General features: G+C 56.2%; 14 protein-coding genes and 1 pseudogene. 11 read left to right on the forward strand and 4 right to left on the reverse strand.

From position 1 onward, the window contains the following. Nucleotides 1-22 precede the first annotated feature (22 nt). Both NW830_RS00370 and NW830_RS00375 read right to left on the reverse strand, forming a co-directional pair. Entirely contained in the window at nucleotides 23-2,230 is a 2,208-nt protein-coding gene (locus NW830_RS00370) for a phosphoketolase (RefSeq protein WP_414359968.1), read from the reverse strand. A gap of 80 nt (nucleotides 2,231-2,310) precedes the next feature. Beyond that, nucleotides 2,311-2,589 (reverse strand): annotated as a pseudogene (locus NW830_RS00375) (hypothetical protein); the annotation flags it as partial. A gap of 943 nt (nucleotides 2,590-3,532) precedes the next feature. Here NW830_RS00375 and NW830_RS00380 point away from each other — a divergent pair. From NW830_RS00380 to NW830_RS00410, 7 genes are read left to right on the forward strand one after another with little or no spacing between them, the layout of a single operon-like run. Next, a complete protein-coding gene (locus NW830_RS00380) occupies nucleotides 3,533-5,611 on the forward strand; it encodes a molybdopterin oxidoreductase family protein (RefSeq protein WP_414359966.1) in 2,079 nt (692 codons plus the stop codon). A 26-nt stretch (nucleotides 5,612-5,637) separates the two neighbouring features. Continuing rightward, the gene (locus NW830_RS00385; RefSeq protein ID WP_414359963.1) at nucleotides 5,638-6,105 is read left to right on the forward strand and encodes a nitrate reductase associated protein; all 468 of its coding nucleotides are present in this window, start codon (nucleotides 5,638-5,640) and stop codon (nucleotides 6,103-6,105) included. Nucleotides 6,106-6,160: 55 nt separating this feature from the next. Beyond that, nucleotides 6,161-7,324 carry a molybdopterin molybdotransferase MoeA gene (locus tag NW830_RS00390; RefSeq protein ID WP_414359961.1) on the forward strand — a complete coding sequence of 388 codons (1,164 nt, stop codon included), beginning with the start codon at nucleotides 6,161-6,163 and terminating at the stop codon, nucleotides 7,322-7,324. A 1-nt stretch (nucleotide 7,325) separates the two neighbouring features. Then, complete coding sequence (moaA, locus tag NW830_RS00395; RefSeq protein ID WP_414359959.1) at nucleotides 7,326-8,264, forward strand: GTP 3',8-cyclase MoaA; 939 nt, start codon at nucleotides 7,326-7,328, stop codon at nucleotides 8,262-8,264. A 4-nt stretch (nucleotides 8,265-8,268) separates the two neighbouring features. After that, nucleotides 8,269-9,336 carry a cyclic pyranopterin monophosphate synthase MoaC gene (moaC, locus tag NW830_RS00400; protein ID WP_414359956.1) on the forward strand — a complete coding sequence of 356 codons (1,068 nt, stop codon included), beginning with the start codon at nucleotides 8,269-8,271 and terminating at the stop codon, nucleotides 9,334-9,336. Between the two features lie 8 nt (nucleotides 9,337-9,344). After that, entirely contained in the window at nucleotides 9,345-9,608 is a 264-nt protein-coding gene (locus tag NW830_RS00405; RefSeq protein ID WP_414359954.1) for a MoaD/ThiS family protein, read from the forward strand. Then, complete coding sequence (locus NW830_RS00410) at nucleotides 9,609-10,061, forward strand: molybdenum cofactor biosynthesis protein MoaE (protein WP_414335721.1); 453 nt, start codon at nucleotides 9,609-9,611, stop codon at nucleotides 10,059-10,061. A 110-nt stretch (nucleotides 10,062-10,171) separates the two neighbouring features. Here NW830_RS00410 and NW830_RS00415 read toward each other — a convergent pair whose 3' ends face one another. Then, nucleotides 10,172-10,657 (reverse strand): transposase, encoded by a 486-nt coding sequence (locus NW830_RS00415; protein WP_414359951.1) that lies wholly within the window; start codon nucleotides 10,655-10,657, stop codon nucleotides 10,172-10,174. Between the two features lie 674 nt (nucleotides 10,658-11,331). Here NW830_RS00415 and NW830_RS00420 point away from each other — a divergent pair. Then, a complete protein-coding gene (locus tag NW830_RS00420; protein ID WP_414359949.1) occupies nucleotides 11,332-11,754 on the forward strand; it encodes a hypothetical protein in 423 nt (140 codons plus the stop codon). A gap of 182 nt (nucleotides 11,755-11,936) precedes the next feature. On the opposite strand, the gene hemE is transcribed toward NW830_RS00420, so the two are convergent. Further along, a complete protein-coding gene (gene hemE, locus NW830_RS00425) occupies nucleotides 11,937-13,037 on the reverse strand; it encodes a uroporphyrinogen decarboxylase (RefSeq protein ID WP_414359946.1) in 1,101 nt (366 codons plus the stop codon). 244 nt (nucleotides 13,038-13,281) lie between these two features. On the opposite strand from hemE, the gene crtE reads away from it, so the two are divergent. From crtE to NW830_RS00440, 3 genes are all read left to right on the forward strand, one after another. Beyond that, complete coding sequence (crtE, locus tag NW830_RS00430) at nucleotides 13,282-14,175, forward strand: geranylgeranyl diphosphate synthase CrtE (RefSeq protein WP_414359943.1); 894 nt, start codon at nucleotides 13,282-13,284, stop codon at nucleotides 14,173-14,175. 58 nt (nucleotides 14,176-14,233) lie between these two features. Beyond that, nucleotides 14,234-14,695 (forward strand): divergent PAP2 family protein, encoded by a 462-nt coding sequence (locus NW830_RS00435; protein WP_414359940.1) that lies wholly within the window; start codon nucleotides 14,234-14,236, stop codon nucleotides 14,693-14,695. 255 nt (nucleotides 14,696-14,950) lie between these two features. Next, nucleotides 14,951-15,337 carry a hypothetical protein gene (locus NW830_RS00440; protein ID WP_414359938.1) on the forward strand — a complete coding sequence of 129 codons (387 nt, stop codon included), beginning with the start codon at nucleotides 14,951-14,953 and terminating at the stop codon, nucleotides 15,335-15,337. The last annotated feature ends 15 nt before the right edge of the window (nucleotides 15,338-15,352 follow it).

The following is a 15,352-nucleotide window of genomic DNA, read 5'->3' on the forward strand; positions in this document are numbered from 1 at the left end:
TGAAGGGATCCCAATGTGCCCCTCAGTCTAGCAGTTGCTTTGCCCTCTCTGCGAGTGCCTGGGCCGTTAGGCCGTTGTAGTCCATGAGTTCGGCAGGGGTAGCGGTGGTTTCGCCGCGTTTCCAGGCAAAAATATCGCGCGGGCCGGTGTAGCGCAACAACAGGGGCTCCAACATCAGGCTGGATCCGCCAGTCACGCCGATAAGGGCTTCGCCGGCAAACCAGGCGGCAAACTCCTGGTCAGACATGAACTCCCCATCGGGTTGGGCACAGGTGGACCAGGCTATATCGCTGGGGCGGTAGAGACGGCGAGGGTTGACTACCGAAACAATTTTGCTGCCGATCCCCTGGGCCTTGAGCTGGTCAGCCGCCGCAAAGACTGGCAGGAGGATCATATCCCCCACCACAGCAAAGACCACAGTGCGGGATCCAGGCAGTTCCTGGAGCACGGTGCAGCCCTGCTCCACGGCTTGGCGCGCTTGTTCCAGGGTGGTGCGGATGGGCAGGGGGGTTTTGCTGGCAAAGATCGGGATCCCTTTGTTGAAGGTCGATAGGGCCCACTCGTAGGCGACTTGGGCACAGTTGGCGTCGGGGGGAAAGAGGGGGAAGATGTTGCCGTTGCGCATCATGGCCGCTAGATAGGCCTCGATTTCCGGACGTTGGTGGGTCCAGCCGTTGCGTCCCTGTTCCAATGCTCCAGCCGTGAAGAGGGCAATAGCGGAAGGGGTGGGACGGCGCAGCTCCGCCATCGCCTGGGTTACCGTCTGCCAGATGGGCAGTCCGTTGACGGCAAAGGATTCATAGGAGCACCAGAGAGAGCGCCCGCCGAAAAGCGCCAGGCCCCCCGTCAGGCCAGCGCAGGCATCTTCGCTAAGGGGTTCGTAAACCTGGCCCTGGGGCTGTTGGTTGTAGAGGGGATCCACCGTGGGGTGGATGACTTTCAGGCCCTGGTTGACATTGGCAAGGCCGGAGGCCTCGTTGCCGTCCGCGTTGGCCACCAGAAAGTCAGGGTCTTTCTGCCCTACCTGCACCACTAGAGCGCCAATGGCCGTGGTGGAGACTTGCTTATCGCCCAGGGGAAACTCCGTCAAGTTGAGGGATCCCAGCGGCGGCAGAGGCCGGATAGACTCAGTGACCACCACCTTGGCTGCCGGCCCCCCAGCAGCCCGCTCGCAGTTTTGTCGCACCAGGGCCCAAGCTGCCGGATGCAGGGCCCGCGCTTGCAGAGCAGCCACAATGTCGGGGTTATCCAAGGTATGGTGGGCGTAGAGGTTGTGGGATTTGGATCCCTTGGCGTGCACGCCCGCCCCTTTCAGTTGCTTGAGGATGAAAACCGTCAGGTGGCCGCTTAGAGCTGCCTGAATGGCCCGCTCCATTTCGGTCAGTACCCTCTGGGCAAAGGCCAAGCGGGCTTCCAGGGAAAAGAGAGTGCTGTCCACATAGGGGCCAGGCTGCTGGGCATCGTCGAATTCCTTAGCATCCACCAGCACCACTTCCTCGAAGCCGTTGCCCCGCCAGTACTCAACCATCTGGGCGTTGGTGAGGGTGGAGATCATGCTGTGGTGCTCTTGGCTGTAGCCATTCCAGACCAGCACCGGCAGGAAGTTGGTGCGCTGCGGGAAGGCGGTGTGAAAGTGGATCATGGAGCTCATCACGTAGGGCTCCCCCAGCCCCCCATCGCCGATGGTGACAGGAAAGAGGCGATCCGGGTAAAGCAAAGCAGCGGCCATGGCAAAGTGCTGCCCCTGCCCAAGGGGCCCTGCCGGCGCCAGCAAGCCGGGGATGTAGCCAGAGAGGTGCCCCAGCAGCCCTTCCCGTTCCCGAAAGCGAGCCTGCAAGTCAGAGACGGTGTGGATGCCCATCTCGGCCAGGGATCCATCCAAGAACATGGCGGCATAGAAGCCGGGGGCATGGTGGCCCACTTCGGTGGGGATATTCTTCTGGCCCAAGTACACCAAAGCGGCGTAGGCCTCCGCCTGGCTGGCAAAGCCCCCTGGGTGGCCCGAGGCTTTGCTGGCCGTCATCTGCAGGGTGAGGTAGCGCAGCGCATCGGCATAGAGCAAAGTTTGGTAGGCGGCCATGGGACTGCCGGGATCCCGCAGCTTGCCTGTGGCAGCATCGACTGCAGGTTCCTGGCCTAGGCGATCAAATTCCGGCCAGGGATCCCCAAAGTATTGGATCCCTTGGCAAAAGGCAGGGATTTGGGCAATTGCCTCCTGAGCCAGCGTCATTGGCCAAGCCTCACTCTTTGTCGGGTTACTCCTCACTTTAAACCTGATAGGGCCTTTTGGATGTTGTAAACTACCCGCACTCATGCTGACGTATAAAGTACGGGCTCTTGGTAGCCCTGCAGTTGACAAGCCAACCACGGACCTCTGGGCTGGTTTGCGGCAGCCCCCAAGAGCGCAATCACAAACGACTCCGTCCCGCTGACGCCAGTGGAGATGTAGGGGTCCACCCACGCTTGAAAGCGCCTCTCCCTGCCAGACAGCCGTTGCAACAGTTGCCGGCACCTGCGCCGTGAACTGCATGTGCCCTGACTGGCTTTGTGTTGAAGAGGAGCCCTCAACCGGGAGTAGTGGTCTCTTACAGGACGCTATGGTATTGAGTTCATTGAGGTAGACGAGGTGTACACTTCCCAGGCAAGTTTCTTGGATAGGGATGAGCTACCTAACTACGGTGAAAGACCCGACCGGTGGCAAGCATCTGGGAAGTGGATAAAGCGGGGACTGTGCCAAACAGCCAAAGGGTGGTTAGTGAACGCTGATGCTAACGCTGCGGCTAACCTACTGAGAAAAGTAAGCAGAACTTTGGGGCTTTGCCTCGAGGGACTGTCTAAGGGCGGTTTGACAGCACCTTTACAAGTCCGTTTGTGGGCTACTTAGGAATCTCCCGACTTCAGTCGAGGGAGGGTCAACTAGCTGTGCTCGGTGGCGGATTAGGAGCGGCAAAGCTGCTCCCTTCTGGAAAAGGGGAGTGTTCTGCGTGCATCTGAACGCAAAACTATCTGACTGCAAAACTTAGCCCCTTGCTGTGGGCATTGACCCTGGCAGCAAGCAGGAAGGGTGGACGGTTAAATCTGTAGCTCACATGTGCCTCGACATCCAAGTGGACACTGTGACTTGGATGAAGCTATGGATCCCTGAGGCAGCAGGTTTCATCAGAAGCGATTTGTAGGTAAGGGATGCCTCCTTGAGCCAAGGGCGGCCGGCCCGTTGCTGCTCAATCTAGCTATCGCTTGCTGAGTTTGAGGGCTGATCTGGAGCAGAAAGCACCTTTTATGCTGAATGAGCATTTTAAGATGACATAACTGCATAATAGGTAACAAACGGTAGCACACATTACCAAAGATCTGGAGGCGAAACCCCTATATTGGCCTGCGTGAAGGGCTTGAGCATGGCCGCACCCTTCCCCGCTTGGCTGTCGGGATCCCTGCGGCACCCAAGCTTTGCAACCCAAGCAACAAAGTCCTCGACTTTCTCCACCGTCACTTTGCCCAGGAGGAGTAAACCAGCTTCAGATGAGAATCAGCAATGGATAACGTGCGTAGCCTCTGTCCCTACTGCGGGGTTGGTTGTGGCCTGGAAATTCTGGCTGGCGGCACAAGAATTCGTGGGGATCGGTCTCATCCCTCCAGTCAAGGCATGGTTTGTGTTAAGGGTGCCACCCTTCTCGAAACCCTTGATCACAACCGTGCCACCGTGCCTCTTTATCGCTCCAGCCTCCGCGATGATTTTCAGCCGATTAGCTGGGATCAAGCGCTGGATTTGATCGTGGAGCGCATTCGCCAGAGTCGCCCCGAGCGAATTGCGATCTATGGTTCAGGGCAGTTGCATACTGAAGATTATTACGTTGCTCAAAAGCTACTCAAGGGCTGCCTGGGCAGTAATAACTTTGACAGCAACTCGCGCCTTTGCATGTCCTCTGCCGTGGAGGGCTACTGCCAAAGCTTGGGTTCAGATGGCCCTCCCTGTAGCTACTCTGACCTCGATAGCTGTGAGCTTGCCTTTTTGATCGGCACTAACACCGCTGAGTGCCACCCAATTTTGTTCAATCGCCTACGCAAGCGCCACAAGAGCGACCCGAGTTTGAAGGTGGTGGTTGTGGATCCCCGCCGTACCGAGACGGCTGAGGGTGCAGATCTATATCTTGGGATTGCTCCAGGCAGCGACATTGATTTGCTCAATGGTATTGCCCATCTACTCATTCAGTGGGGGGCCATCAACCACGACTTCATTGCCCAACACACCGAAGGCTTTGAGACCTATGCAGCTCTGGTGGCCGAGTACACTCCTGCGCGTGTGGCTAGTCGCTGCGGCATAGAAATTGAGGATGTAATTGCCGTCGCTCGACTCTGGCAGCACTCCCGGAAAACCCTTTCCATGTGGTCAATGGGGCTTAACCAGTCCAGCGAAGGTACTGCCAAGGTTACAAGTCTTATCAATCTCCATTTGCTCACTGGCCAAATAGGCTTTGCGGGGGCAGGGCCGTTCTCGCTGACGGGGCAGCCTAACGCCATGGGCGGCCGAGAGGCGGGTGGCTTGGCCCACCTCTTGCCCGGCTATCGCAAGGTTACGAACCCGGAAGATCGCGCTGCTGTGGAGCAGTATTGGCAGCTTGGCCCAATCAATCCTGAGCCTGGCCTCGATGCTCTCGGGATGATTCGCGCTCTGGAGGCTGACGCCCTGGATGTTTTCTGGATTGCCGCCACCAACCCGCTGGTGAGCTTGCCCGACCTGCACCGGGTAGCAGCAGCGCTCTCGCGATCGCCTTTCACGATTGTCCAAGATGCCTACTTTCCTACCGAAACCACTGCCTACGCGCATCTGGTGCTGCCTGCTGCTCAGTGGGGTGAGAAAACAGGCACCATGACCAACTCCGAGCGCCGCGTTACCCTCTGTCCGGCGTGGCGCCATCCCCCCGGTGAAGCACGGGCTGATTGGGAAATTTGGGCGGAAGTAGGCCGCCGTCTGGGCTTTGCCAAGGCGTTTAGCTTTGCCGATAGCGCAGCAGTTTTTGCCGAATATGTCGGTCTTACTGCTGGGCGTCCCTGTGATCTTTCTGGCCTCAGTCATGAGCTCCTGCACCAAGGCCCCCAACAGTGGCCTTATCCCCGTACTGGACCAATCGAGACCCGCAACCTCTATACCAATCACCACTTTCCAACGCCTACAGGTCGCGCTCGTTTCATCGCCAGTCATTCACACGGCCTTGCCGAACCACCGGATCCCGACTATCCCTATGTCCTCACTACAGGACGCCTCTATGGCCATTGGCACACCCAAACCCGTACTGGCCATGTAGCCAAAATTCGAGCAATGCACCCCCAGCCTTTTCTCGAGATTCACCCCCGTGATGCTGACAGGTTAGGGCTCACCGAGGGCGACTGGGTAAGGGTTGAATCACGGCGAGGCAAGGCTACCCTCCCGGTTAAAATAACCCGGGCGATCAGCCCCGGCACGGTATTTATGCCGATGCATTGGGGACCATTGTGGGGTGAAGATGCCGCCTGCAATGCCCTCACCCACTCGGTTGCCTGCCCTAGCTCGAAGCAACCTGAACTTAAAGCCTGTGCCGTCAGACTTCGTCGCATCGAACCCCTGTCAATCTAAGCCCACTTTATGTCTTGGGTAACGCGATGATCTTTCAGTTCGAGCAAGACTTTGCCGAGAGCCTCCGCTGCATCCCTATGGTTGTGCGCTTGAAGCTGGATCAGTGTGGCATCAAACTCAAACTACATCAGTGGCTGCGTTTTAGTCGTCAGCAGCGCCAAAGCTTGATTGACCGACCAACTGATACTGCTGCCGACCGTGCTGCCTACCGCGAGTACCTGATTCACCTTATTGAAAATGTCTGCCAAGAACAAGCTAGTGAGCTGCCTGTTGATCCAAAACCGGCTTGGGAAGATGCCACCGCAATCCCTGCCAGCGTCCTTGAGCAAGCAGCAGCCAGGGGGGTTGTGCTGACCCTTGAGCTGTGGCAAAAGCTAACGCCCTTGCAGCGCTTTGCCCTCATTAAGCTTAGTTGCTCCAAGCACGAAAACCGTAACTTTGTACCTGCCTTTCAGGAATTCTCCTCACCCTGGAGCCAAGATAAGCGCTGCTAGGGTAGGTGCAGCTCATACTCGGACACTCCATTCGTTGGCCTTACTTTCAGCGCTTATGATCAGCGTCCAAGAAGCTGAAGCCGTTATCAAAGCCCAGTGGCTGCCACCTAGAACCGAGTCGATCCCAATCGCGAAGTGCGCAGGCCGGGTTCTTGCTGAGCCGATCTATGCCGATCGTGACTACCCGCCGATTAACCGCGTCATGGTGGACGGCATTGCCATTAACTACGCTGCCTATGCCGCTGGGCAGCGCCGCTTTAGGGTTGCGGGCATGGCTGCCGCTGGGGTAAGCGCTGCCACGCTGGCCGACCCGCAGCAGTGCTTCGAAGTGATGACCGGCTGTCCCCTGCCGCTGGGTAGCGATCTTGTCGTCCCCTACGAGCAGATTCGTATCGAGCAGGGAGTCGCTACCATCACCTATGAAGTTGAGCGCAGCAGAGGTGATTTTATTCATCGACAAGGCAGCGACTGCATCGCAGGGGCACTCGTTCTCCACCCCGGCATTACCCTCAAGAGCGTTCATATCGGCATTCTAGCCTCCTTCGGCTACAGCCATGTCCAAGTCGAAGCAGCTCCCCGCATCAAACTTGTAGCCACAGGTGATGAATTGGTCTCCATCGAGCAAACTCCCACACCCTATCAACTGCGATGCTCCAACGCTTACGCCCTCAGAGCTGCTCTCCTCGCCTACGGTTACACCCAGGTCGAGATTGACCACATCCCCGATGATCCGGCTAGCATTATCGCCCACTACCAAACTAACACCCAAAGCTATGACCTCTTGATTTACACCGGCGGTATCTCGAAGGGAAAACGCGACTACTTACCTCGAATTTGGCAACATTGTGGCGTTACTGCCTATATTCACGGTGTCGCCCAAAAACCGGGCAAGCCGATGTGGTTTGGCATTGATCATCAAGCTAACACGATTGTCTGGGGGCTACCAGGCAATCCTGTCTCAGCTCTTGTGTGTCTGCATCGCTATCTGCTGAACCGCACCGTTTATTCCGGCTATCTGGGTGAGACCATTACCTTTGAGCCTAATCTCACTTTTTTTGTACCTGCCAAGCTTGGTAGCAACCAAGCCCTCACACTAATCATGCCTCAGAGCTCTGGCGACTTTGTTGCTCTGGCAACCAGCGATGGCTTTGTAGAGCTCCCCCAAGATCAAGTGGTCTTTAAGGCTGGCGAAGTCTTTTTATTCTATCCCTGGTACTAGGATGCAACTAGTTGATCAATGGAACCGCCGCATTCGCAAGCTGAGGGTCTCCCTGACCGATCAATGCAACCTGCGCTGTCGCTACTGTATGCCCCTGTATCCTGAGTTCATGGACAAAAGCAGCTATCTAAGTCCGCAGCAATACAAAGACATTATCGGTGAGCTGCTGGACTATGGCATCGAGGAAGTTCGTATCACAGGTGGCGAACCCCTGGTTCGGCGCGAGTTTGCCGAAATCATGCAGGGGCTTGCTGAGCTGAAAATTCCCTCCCTCAGCCTCACGACTAATGGACTGCTGTTGCACCTCTACTGGGATGTCCTTAAAGCTGCCAATGTTCGTAACCTTAACATCAGTCTCGACAGCCTTCAGCCTGCTACTGAAGCCTGGATCACACACCGAGACTGCCTTGCCGATATTCTTCGTAATATCCGGGAGGGTATTGCTCAGGGGTTTAGCATCAAGCTCAACACAGTTCTGATGCGCGGCGTCAACGATCATGAGCTGTTTGATTTTGTTGAATTTGCTCGCGAGACAGGTGTGACAGTTCGCTTTTTGGAGCTGATGCGGATTGGCTATGCCAACCATATTTATGATGAGTGCTACATTTCAGCACAAGAGTGTATTGCTCGCCTAAAGGAACGCTATACCCTAACCCAGCTGCCGACGGTACCCGATTCTACAGCACTCTACTTCACAGTCGATGGGGCTGCCAAAATCGGATTTATTGCCTCCGAGTCGCAACCTTTCTGCAGCACCTGCTCGCGCTGGCGCTTGACCGCCGATGGACGTCTCTTTGCTTGCCTATTTACCGAAAACGGCTTGCCAATCCGTGATGTGACACCAGAACAACGCCGACAGATTTACCAACAGCTTTTAGGGATGAAGCCAATGCGCAGGATCGAGCAGGTTTTACATCCGATGTACAGTTTAGGGGGCTAGATCTATGGGTGAGGCTGATCGTGTATGGGCGCATCTTGATGCTCAGGGCCAACCGCAGATGGTGGATGTCAGTAACAAATCTGCATCTTTGCGAGTAGCGACAGCTCAAGCAATAGTTCAATTGCCGCCTGCTTTGAGTACATATATTGTTGGTCAAGATATTTACCTTGAGAAAGGAGTGGTGTTTCAGACAGCAGTTATCGCGGGTACTATGGCTGTTAAAAAGACTGAGCAACTGATCCCCTTTTGTCACCAGATTCCCGTCGAGAGCTGCACCTTTGATATCAAAATTGATGATCGTTTGCTTGTAACTATTCACTGCACCGTCAAAACTAGCGCCAAAACAGGCGTTGAAATGGAGGCCCTCTGTGGTGCTTCGGTAGCGGCGCTGACGATCTACGACATGTGCAAGTCGGTGTCACCCCACATCTGTATTCGAGACACCCGCCTAGTGACCAAGTCCGGCGGCAAAAACGCCCTCCTGGAGCGTCCTCTCTACGGTCTGGTACTCACAGGGGGTCAGAGCAAGCGCATGGGCCGGGATAAGGCTCTGCTGAACCACACTGGCAAACCCTATGCTGCCTATCTCTATGAATTGCTACAACCCTACTGCCAGCGAGTTTATCTATCAGCGCGTGCCGGTCAGTGGTTGGGTACGCCACTGGAGTTGCTGCCCACGCTGCCGGATCAAGTAGAAAGCGTTGGCCCAATCAGTGGTCTGCTGACTGCCCTGAACACCCATCCCGAAGCTAACTGGTTAGTTGTTGCTTGCGATCTCCTCAATCTGCAAGCAAAGACAATCCAAAAGCTACTGGAGCACTATCAAGCTGAAACGGTGGTGACCTGTTATGCTAACCCCAAACTTGGCTTTCCAGAGGCTCTCTGTGCAATCTATACTCCTCAGGCTGCAGCAGTGCTGAGGGCTGCCTATGCAGCCGGGGTATACTGCCCTGTTAAAGTCCTTGGCAGCCAACCCTGTACCCTAGTCACTCCTGACTGTGAGGCCGAACTGATGAACGTCAATACCCCAGAGGAGTATGCTGCCTTTGAACGTCTTTTAAGCCCAAGGTAATCGAAACTATGACAACTCAGTCCATCCTGACCAAAACTGTAACTATCCAGTATGTGGCGATGCTGAGGGAGCAGGCTCAACGAAGTAGAGAAGTGCTCCAAACCAATGCATCAAGCTACCTGGAGTTGTATCAGCAGGTGAAGGCAAAGTATGGCTTCCCACTGGCAGCGAAAGATATTAAAGTTGCTGTCAATCACGAATTTTGTGACCTAACTAGTCCGGTTGACGACCATGCCTTCGTAATTTTTATTCCGCCAGTCTGTGGAGGTTAGATGCTGCGGTTTTTGATTAGTGACACTGCTATCCAAACAACCGAGCTCAGCCGCTTACTTGCCGATAGCACAGCGGGTGCCCTCGTAACCTTCGAGGGTTGGGTACGCAATCACAACAGGGGAAGGACTGTTCTCAGCTTAGAGTACGAAGTTTATGAAATCCTCGCCGAGAAGGAGGGCGAAAGGATCCTCCGGGAGGCCTGCTCTAAGTTCAATCTCTGTGGCGCTATCGCCTGTCACCGTCAGGGCCATCTTGCGATTGGCGACATCGCAGTGTGGGTCGGTACTACCGCTGTCCATCGAGCTGCTGCCTTTGCTGGAACACGCTACATCATCAATGCCATCAAGCATCGGCTGCCAATCTGGAAAAAAGAGTACTATCGTGACGAGGAACCGCAGTGGGTTTTGTGCCAAAAAACACCCTCGCTATTCGAACAATCATTTGATGAATAATTTCTAGGCTTTCTAGGCTGGCGTTAGAGAGTGTCATTGTTTGAACCAAGAGCAGTGTGGGGATCTCTAGCATGGACTTGGCCAAGCGGTGGTTCTTCACCTGCAAATCCTCATACGCCACGACGTTGTTCGACAAAGCGCTCTGCACCGCTAGAGGCGAGCACCACGTACCGGGCCAGCTTCATAGCCCAGTCTCTACGCTGGCGCTGGACTTTCAGGTGTACCTTGCCCAACCTCTTTCTCCATTTCTGGTAGAAGTTCCGCTCAGCTCCCTTGACGAATATCCTGCTCAACTTGCGTTGATGTCTTTTCAGCCGCTCATCGCTCCGGCGCAAAAACTTGGGACAATCTACCGTGTTCCCCTTGCGGTCGGTGTAGAAGTGGTGCAGCCCCAGATCGAGACCCACCACCTGGCCGGTGTACTTGCCCTGGGCCCAGCGCTCTCTGTCCAGGCAGAACTGGGCGTAGTATCCATCCGCTCTGCACACCACCCGCACCCAGTTGATCTTGGAGCCGAGGATAAGCTGTCTGGCTTTGCCGTTGCAGTACAAGGCAAAGGTACCTGCCTGGTTGCCGTCGGTGAAGGTGATGGCCATCCCGTCAGGTGAAAGTTTCCACCCCGACTGCTTGTATTCGAAGGATACGAATGGCCTCATTCAGAGCTTGGTACTGCTCTGGTGTTCCGTTGAGTAGCTTGGCTTCCCTAGCTAGCATGCAACATCACAGGCTCGAGCGGATAAGAAAGACAGCGCTTCCTCCCCATAGCTAAAGCTAGGGGCCTTCGCGCATCACTTTCCGGGCAAATGAAAGGGATAGCCGGGAGCCATCCTAGGGCAGAGGTTCGGTCTCAATGGGCTGTCCCCACCATTACCTACAATATCTAGTGTCTCAAACCCTTTAGCTGCCTATTTTCCCCCAATATACAGGTGAAAATTTGCTGGCTATCGACCAGCTTCCCTTGTCCTTTACCTTGGAGATACTTGAAGGAGGAGATCTGTGCCCCTTTTTGGAAAGCTGTGGTACATTCGAGGGAGGGCAGAGCTAAGCCTTTTCTCATCTTGGTTGGCTGAGGCTCTCGGGTTTTGTTTGCTCCAGTCTGAGAGTTGTGGGGGATTGCTATTTTCTAGAGGATTTGCGATGATTGGTTAGCTGTTGTTGAGCATTACTTCTAATTGCTTCTTGGCTGTTGTCAATCCGCTTGCTCCTCAAGACCAACTGCCCCATGACAGACACTCGTCCTTGGGCCCCCTGTATCGTAGATAACGGAATTTTGGTTAACAAGCGTGACATTTACCGTCTTTTGTCGGATTTGGGGCGGGTTCGCTACTTCGATATTGTCGAGGGTCAGGTGCAAAGGCAGGGGGAGGGCTATGTGATGGAGGTATTTCAGGATGCAACCGCAGCTACCTTGGTGGCCAACCGCAGCCTTTACCTAAACCTCAACAGCTTTGACTACGCCTGCTTACGCGATCCCTCCCCCGCGGAGCTAGCAGAGGGGGACACGGAACGGCCCAGCGTGGTCATTGACTTGGTTCGGGAGAACCGCATCTTGCGTTTGGTGCCTCTGTCGGATCCGCTGTCGGATCCCGCGCAACTGTGGGCGGATACTCGCGCGTTGCAGGCGGCAATGGCAGACGCCTTGGCAGCAAGCTGGAGCCTGGAAGAGGAGGGCGGCTCTTTCGAGCTTGATTGAGGGTAATGACTGGCTGAGCTCTGCGGACGGGAGAGATCTGAAGAGGAGGCAGACTTCAACAGGGCCAAGGTAAGCGCTCTGGGGGGCTGCCTTTGCAAACTCGTGGCTGGCTTGTCAATTGCAGGGCTACTCAAGAGCCCCAGCTACTGCTTTGCGGAAGCAAGCTGCAGCTGGGGGGTGGTTCACAGGGCTTGCGAAGCAGCCCTCAGGAGTTCGGGGGACTGGCGTACTGTTTCGAAGAAGTAGTGGACATTAGCTTCAGGGGTGGCTGGGTGAACCCCGTGTCCCAGGTTCATGATGTGCCCCCGGGGTCCCGCCTTCTGAATCACCTCCAGGGTGCGTTGGCGGATCAACTCCGGCGATCCCAGCAACACCATCGGATCGAGGTTGCCCTGGACAGCCAGGGATCCTAGGCGAGCCCTGGCTTCTGCCATGTCGCTCATCCAATCGAGGCTAAACACATCGATACCAGCTTTACCCACCCGCTCTAGCAAACCAGCGCTGCCGTTGATGTAGAGGATCAGCGGCACGTGGGGATACCGAGCCTTGACCTGCTCCACCACTTGCTTTTGGTAGGGCAAAGCCCAGGTCTCGTAGTCGCTGGGGCTGAGCTGCCCGGCCCAGGTATCAAACAACTGCACCGCCTGGGCGCCACTCTCAATTTGGTAGATCACGTAGCGGGCAATGCTATTGGCCAGCTTGCTCAGCAGCTGGTGCAGGAGCTGAGGCTGGGTGAAAGCCAAGCTCTTAATGTAGGCATAGTCTTTGGAGCTGCGCCCCTCGACAGCGTAGCAGGCCAAGGTCCAAGGTAAGCCAACAAAGCCCAGCAGGGTTGCCTTCCCTTCCACCTCACGGCGCAAGGTAGTGAGGATAGTTTTGATAAAGGGCAAGCTTTCTTCTGGCTCTAGGGGTCGGATTTGCTCAATTTGGGCCTGGGAGCGAATTGGCGGGTCGATAATCGGCCCCTGGTTCTCCACCAGCTCAAAGGCAATGCCCATGCCCTCGAGGGGAGTGAGGATGTCGCTAAACAGGATCACGCCGTCGGGGGCAAAGGCGCGAAAGGGTTGCAAGGAGATCTCGATGGCCAGCTCCGGGATCTCACAGCGCTGCTTGAAGGTGTACTTGCTCTGCAGCTCGCGGTAGGCTGCCATGTAGCGGCCCGCCTGGCGCATCATCCAAACTGGCGGGCGATCCACCTCTTCCCCGCGGGCTGCCCGCAGTAGGCGATTGCCATCGCCATTGGTAGCAGGAGAAGCGCTAAGGTAGGCAGGTGAGTGGGACATGAAAGACCAAGCAGGTGAAGATCCTTAGTGAATCCTGACATCGAGATGACAAACAGCGCAAGCTCATCCTCCAGAGATCCCGGCACTTTCCTCCCTAGCTGCAATTTGCCATCCTCGCCATAAGCCCCAGTAAGCTTTTGCAGCTTGGAGGGGCTAGAGCGTGGATCCCGAGTTCGAGCAACATGCGATAATGTCAGCTGCCCGCCAGGGATCCCGCTGTTGCTGAGTTAAGAGGAAATCTCCCTTGGTTGCCCAAACCTTCGACCTAGAAACCTATCTAAGCCAGCGGCAGCAACAGGTGGAGGAGGCGCTTTCAGCTGCAGTTAGGCCGGCATACCCCGAACGCATCTATGAGGCAATGCGCTACAGCCTCTTGGCAGGAGGGAAGCGCCTTAGGCCCATCCTCTGCCTGGCAGCCTGTGAGTTGGCCGGTGGCTCTGTGGAGCAGGCTATGCCCACTGCCTGCGCCCTGGAGATGATCCACACCATGTCGTTGATCCACGACGACCTGCCGGCAATGGACAACGACGATTTTCGCCGCGGCAAACCCACCAATCACAAGGTGTTTGGCGAGGATATTGCCATTTTGGCGGGCGATGCCCTGCTGGCCTATGCCTTTGAGCATATTGCTAGCCAAACGCGAGGGGTGCCGCCGCAGCGGGTGCTGGAGGTAATTGCCCGCATTGGCCATGCGGCTGCGGCAACTGGCTTGGTGGGAGGCCAGGTGGTGGATCTGGAGTCGGAGGGCAAGGTCATTTCCCTGGAGACCTTGGAATACATCCACCGCCACAAAACTGGCGCTCTCCTGGAAGCGGCGGTGGTCTCGGGAGGGATCCTAGCAGGGGCCGATGAGGAGCTGCTGGCCCGCCTCGGCCACTACGCCCAGGATATCGGCCTGGCTTTCCAGATCGTGGACGACATTTTGGATATTACCGCCACCAGCGAGCAATTGGGCAAAACGGCAGGTAAGGATCAAGCTGCCGCCAAAGCTACCTATCCCAGCTTGTTGGGCCTAGAAGCTTCCCGGCAGAAGGCCGAGGAGCTGATCCAATCGGCTAAGGAGGCGCTGCGTCCCTACGGATCCCAAGCTGAACCGCTGTTGGCCCTGGCCGATTTCATCACTCGCCGCCAGCATTAGAGGGATCCCTCCTGCCCCCCGTGGAGACCTTGCTCCTGTTCCTGCGCCGGAGAGCCCTATGCTGCAACAGTTGATGGCTAATCACGTTCTCTGGGTTGCTCTGCTGGCCAGTGTGTTAGCCCAGGCCATCAAGCTAGTCCTAGCTTATGTGCGCTCGGGCAAGCTCAACCTGCGGGTCTTGGTGGAGACGGGGGGGATGCCCAGCTCCCATGCGGCGCTGGTGACCGCTTTGGCCGTGGGAGTGGGGCTGGAGGAAGGTTGGGATAGCCTCCTGTTTGCGGCAACAGTGGTCTTTGCTTTGGTGGTGATGTACGATGCTGCTGGGATCCGCCAGGCCGCTGGCAAGCAGGCGCGGGTGTTGAACCGCCTTCTGGAAGAATGGCTGGAAGAAAAGGGCGCCGATCGCTTCCAGGAACCCTACCTGCGAGAGTTGCTGGGCCATACGCCCCTCCAGGTTCTTGCCGGGGCAGCCCTGGGGGCAGCCTGTATCACGTTATCTTTTGCCCTGGGAATCAACTGAACGCACTTGAGGCATGCTAGAGCAGGAGCATCACGGGTGGTTATGGCCTCCAGTTCTCAACCGCGTCCTCTCCAGCGCTGCCCTTCCTGCGGTAAGCCAATCCCGGCCTATCGGTACAAGTCTCCCTACTGTGACCACTGCGGTTGGCGAGCTGGGGCAAAGCCGATCCCTCAAAAGAGGGCAGCGAGAGCTCAGGGGAGTAGGCTTCAGCAACAGCTGCAGCGCCTTAACCTGCCCCCTCTGCTGCAGCCCCTTTTGAAGTTCGACTTTTACCTCTACCTAGGCTGGGGGATTAGCCCTCTGTTTCCCCTACTGGTGGATCGACCGCTGCTGGCTGAGTCGAGCTATCTGTTGGCCATCCCGCTAGTAGTAAGCTGGGGACTGCTGTATTTGGCGGTGCGCAATCAGCCGCTGCCTCAGGATCTGCGGCTGCCGCGTCTAATGGTGGATGTGGCGTTTATCCTGCTGCCTTTCTTTCAGAAGATTAACGTCTCCCAAGGTTCCAACCGACCCTACTGGAATGCCTTGCTTATCTGGGTTATCGGGATCCTGCTGGTTGCCGCTTTGTGGTTGTGGAGCTTTAGCCTGCTCCTGACAGCCTTGCTGTTGCTGTTGACCAGCTTCTGCACGCTGCTGTTCTAAAAACCTCCCTCTTGC

Source organism: Synechococcus sp. OH30, from assembly GCF_047462175.1.
In the GTDB taxonomy this organism is placed as follows: domain Bacteria; phylum Cyanobacteriota; class Cyanobacteriia; order Thermostichales; family Thermostichaceae; genus Thermostichus.

Coding starts and splice junctions, on each gene's coding strand:
- NW830_RS00380 (WP_414359966.1), top strand. CDS start 3,533: ATGGATAACGTGCGTAGCCTCTGTCCCTACTGCGGGGTTGGTTGTGGC.
- NW830_RS00415 (WP_414359951.1), bottom strand. CDS start 10,657: ATGGCCATCACCTTCACCGACGGCAACCAGGCAGGTACCTTTGCCTTG.
- hemE (WP_414359946.1), bottom strand. CDS start 13,037: ATGTCCCACTCACCTGCCTACCTTAGCGCTTCTCCTGCTACCAATGGC.
- NW830_RS00370 (WP_414359968.1), bottom strand. CDS start 2,230: ATGACGCTGGCTCAGGAGGCAATTGCCCAAATCCCTGCCTTTTGCCAA.
- NW830_RS00405 (WP_414359954.1), top strand. CDS start 9,345: ATGACAACTCAGTCCATCCTGACCAAAACTGTAACTATCCAGTATGTG.
- moaA (WP_414359959.1), top strand. CDS start 7,326: ATGCAACTAGTTGATCAATGGAACCGCCGCATTCGCAAGCTGAGGGTC.
- NW830_RS00410 (WP_414335721.1), top strand. CDS start 9,609: ATGCTGCGGTTTTTGATTAGTGACACTGCTATCCAAACAACCGAGCTC.
- NW830_RS00435 (WP_414359940.1), top strand. CDS start 14,234: ATGCTGCAACAGTTGATGGCTAATCACGTTCTCTGGGTTGCTCTGCTG.
- NW830_RS00385 (WP_414359963.1), top strand. CDS start 5,638: ATGATCTTTCAGTTCGAGCAAGACTTTGCCGAGAGCCTCCGCTGCATC.
- moaC (WP_414359956.1), top strand. CDS start 8,269: ATGGGTGAGGCTGATCGTGTATGGGCGCATCTTGATGCTCAGGGCCAA.
- NW830_RS00390 (WP_414359961.1), top strand. CDS start 6,161: ATGATCAGCGTCCAAGAAGCTGAAGCCGTTATCAAAGCCCAGTGGCTG.